This window comes from Mesorhizobium sp. M2A.F.Ca.ET.037.01.1.1 (assembly GCF_003998075.1).
Taxonomy (GTDB): Bacteria; Pseudomonadota; Alphaproteobacteria; order Rhizobiales; family Rhizobiaceae; genus Mesorhizobium.
On sequence record NZ_RZSA01001146.1, the window covers coordinates 1 to 1,896 of the forward strand.

The 1,896-nt window shown below is 65.4% G+C and carries 4 protein-coding genes; 3 read left to right on the plus strand and 1 reads right to left on the minus strand.

Annotated elements, in window-relative coordinates; all coding sequences use genetic code 11:
• Positions 1–386, minus strand: a 386-nt coding sequence (locus tag EOA27_RS34425; protein ID WP_245491277.1) for a LuxR C-terminal-related transcriptional regulator, incomplete at its 3' end; no start/stop codon positions are given.
• 168 nt (positions 387–554) lie between these two features.
• Between EOA27_RS34425 and EOA27_RS34430 the strand changes: the two genes are divergently transcribed.
• The 3 genes from EOA27_RS34430 to EOA27_RS34440 all read left to right on the plus strand — a co-directional run.
• On the plus strand, positions 555–809 hold the full coding sequence (locus tag EOA27_RS34430) for a DUF1127 domain-containing protein (RefSeq protein ID WP_126083335.1): 255 nt from the start codon (positions 555–557) through the stop codon (positions 807–809).
• A gap of 107 nt (positions 810–916) precedes the next feature.
• Complete coding sequence (locus EOA27_RS41180; RefSeq protein ID WP_126083336.1) at positions 917–1,147, plus strand: hypothetical protein; 231 nt, start codon at positions 917–919, stop codon at positions 1,145–1,147.
• A gap of 63 nt (positions 1,148–1,210) precedes the next feature.
• The coding region (locus tag EOA27_RS34440; RefSeq protein WP_189562257.1) for a winged helix-turn-helix domain-containing protein at positions 1,211–1,896 on the plus strand (686 nt) is incomplete at its 3' end.

Below are 1,896 nucleotides of genomic sequence, written 5' to 3' on the forward strand. Positions count from 1 at the left end.
TTCATGGTGTGGAAGGCAACGACCGGCAGGTCCGCGTAGCGCGCAAGATCGACGGTAATGTCCGACGACAAGCCGTCGGCAAAACGGCGCCATTGCTCGTCGGCACTCAGGCATTCGATAGGGAATATCGCCAGCATCGGCGAAGCTTCGGGCCCGTTCGGCGACATGGCCGGCGCTGCTGCGATGGCGTTGATATGCATGGCGAGCGCGACCTTGCTGCGCACGCCTAGCTTTTCATAGATCGCCGCGAGATGGGTGCGCACGGTGGACGGCGCGATGAACAGCGCCTCGCCGATCTCGCGATAGGTCATGCCGGCGGCGAACCTCTCCGCCACCGCGCGCTCGCGGTCCGACAACGCCTCCGAGGTCGTCACGATGCGGTTCATGGCTTGTCCTGCCAGCGGGCATAGATGCGATCAACCGTAGAACCATCAAAATACTACAAATGCAGGACCCAAAACACTGCATGCGGCCGATGGTTCGGCGCATGGCGAAGGTTCAGGCTCCCCGCATGCCCTTATCCATGGGGCAGCGTTCAAACGAGGGAGCCGACCATGAAAACGATGCTCGACACCATATCCGAATTCCGTGACGCCGTGCGGCTCCATCTCAGCGAACCGCTGACGGACGCCCACGCGGCCGAGCAGCGGCCCGGCCTGTTCGACCTGCTGTCGGCATGGGGCGAGCGGGCGCGGTTTCGTCACGAGCTTGCGATCAGGGCGCGCGAGACGCCGCATCTCATCGGCGATATCGGCCTGACGATGGACCAGGTGCGCGACGAACTCGCCAAGCCCTTGTGGCGCCGCTAGGCCGGACGGATTCAGCGAAAAATCAGGATTGTTTCAGGACAAACGGACGCCCTCGGGACGATGATGGCGTTCATGGCAGCACATGACGCCAGCCACGGAGGTCAATCATGCATGCGAGGACTGACATATCATTTGCACCGACGTCGCTGTCGCGGGGTGAAGCGCTGAGCATGCTTTCCGCGGGCATCGCGGGACCCTGCTGCGGCGAGGCCAACGAGATGCTGGCCTGGCTATACCTGCTGCCGCCCAACGAGACCGCGCCTGGCGAGGCTCGCGTCGAGCCGAACGCCGCGCGCCGCCGTTCGTGGCTTGGCCTGCTCGGCATGTTTCGGGCTTGACCTTGCCGGGATTTGCCCTCCCAATGAACCCCGCGCAATCAGGCGTGTCGATGGGGCAAGGGCTTGGCGCTACGGATTGGCGGCGCTGTTCTCGATCTTGACCGGGGTACGCTCCGGCGCGACGGCGAGATTGTGCCCGTCCGGCCAAAAACCCTGGAACTGCTCGCCTTCCTGACGCGCAATCCCGGACGGGTGCTGAGCAAGGACGAGCTGTTGCAGGCCGTCTGGCCGGGCATCATCGTCACCGAGGACTCGCTCACGCAATCGATCCGCGACGCGCGCAAATCGATTGGCGACGAGGCGCAGGCGCTGATCCGCACGGTGCCGCGCCGGGGCTACCTCTTCCAGCTTCCCGAGACCGAGGCCGCGCAGCCGCCGGCGGCGGCCGCGGCGCGGGCGGAGCCTACGGTGGCGGTGCTGCCGTTTGATGTGGACCCCGCCGACGCCACCGCCAAGGCATTGTTCGACGGCGCGGTCGAGGAAATCACCAACGCGCTTTCATACTTCAAGACCGTCGCCGTGCTGGCGCGCCATTCCGCCTTCGCCCTGGCAGAGCATTCGCGCGAGGACATCCGGGCGACGGCGGAGCGGCTCGGCGCGGACTATATCACCGAAGGCCGCGTCGAAACCGCCGGGACGGAATACGGCGCGCGTGGTTCTGACCGAGACGGCATCGGGCCGGCGCGTCTGGTCGCAGAGCTTCACTTTTGCCACGGCCGATATCTTCGCTTTCCAGACGATGGTGGCGC